General features: G+C 60.6%; 1 protein-coding gene. It reads right to left on the bottom strand.

Translation table 11 applies throughout. From position 1 onward, the window contains the following. The coding region (locus ATN37_RS00070) for an amino acid adenylation domain-containing protein (protein ID WP_218694570.1) at positions 1–1,562 on the bottom strand (1,562 nt) is incomplete at both ends.

Consider the following 1,562-nt stretch of genomic DNA (forward strand, 5'->3'; position numbering starts at 1 on the left):
ACGGAACACCGCAACCTGCAACGACGGAACCGGCAACGCCCGACGATCCAACTTCCCGTTCACCGTCAACGGAATCGAATCCAACACCACAAACGCCGACGGCACCATGTACTCCGGCAACAACGAACCCACACCGGTGCGGACATCGTCGACCGAAACGCTCACACCCGCAGCCGGAACCACATACGCCACCAACCGCTGATCACCCGGAGAATCCTCACGGACAACCACCGCCGTCTGCGCCACCGACACATCCGCCAACACCGCAGACTCGATCTCACCGATCTCGATCCGGAAACCACGGATCTTCACCTGATCATCCGCGCGACCCAGATACTCCAAATCACCAGCACTGTTCCACGACGCGACGTCACCCGTGCGGTACAACACCTCGCCGGCATTGAACGGATTCGCCACAAACCGCGTCGACGTCAACCCCGCCTGACCCAGATAACCCCGAGCCAACTGAACACCAGAGACATACATCTCACCCGCGACACCAACAGGCACCGGAGCCAAACGCGTATCGAGCACGAACACCTGCAGACCCGAAATAGCCTGACCCACAACACTCGCCGACGCATCCGCCGCCAACGCAGCATCCAACACACGATGGCTCACATGCACCGTCGTCTCCGTGATGCCGTACATGTTCACCAACGTCGGCGCGAAGTCACCGCGGCGGCCGTACCAATCCGACAAGCGACGCAGCTCGAGCGCCTCGCCGCCGAAAACAACCCACCGCAACGACAACTCAGCAGCCCGACCGGATTCCGACGCCAACCGATCAGCCTCGGCCAACTGATAGAACGCCGACGGCGTCTGATTGAGCACCGTCACCCGCTCAGCAGCAAGCAACTCCAAGAACTGCTCCGGCGACCGCGACGTCACATAATCCACAACCACCAACGTGCCGCCGTACAACAGCGGACCCCACAACTCCCACACCGAGAAGTCGAACGCATAACTGTGGAACATCGTCCACACATCGGATTCGTCGAACCCGTACACACTCTCAGTATTCGCAAACAACTTCGCCACCGTCGTGTGCGGAACCTGCACACCCTTCGGGCGACCCGTCGAACCCGACGTGTAAATCACATACGCAACATTCGACGACCGCAACGGCGCAACACGATCCGCATCCGAAACCACCGAACCATCGAACTCCGACACATCCACCGCGTCGATATCAACCACAGGCAAACCAGCGGGCAACACCAACTCACGCCCGGACCACGAAATCGCAGCCACCGGAGCAGCATCAGCCAACATGAACTCGACACGATCAGCCGGATACGACGGATCCACCGGCAAATACCCCGCACCGGACTTCACCACCGCCAACAACGCCACCACAAGATCCGCCGACCGCGGCAACGCCACCGCCACCAACGACTCCGGACCACAACCCTGAGCAATCAACCTGCGCGCCAAACGATTAGCCCGCACCGACAACTCACCATACGACAACGACTCGCCACCGAACCGCACCGCAACCCGATCACCAAACCGCGCAGCAGCATCATCGAACCACGCCGACAACGTCGAATCCACACCAC

The organism is Rhodococcus sp. MH15 (assembly GCF_019266045.1).
GTDB classification, from domain to species: Bacteria; Actinomycetota; Actinomycetes; order Mycobacteriales; family Mycobacteriaceae; genus Rhodococcus_F; species Rhodococcus_F qingshengii.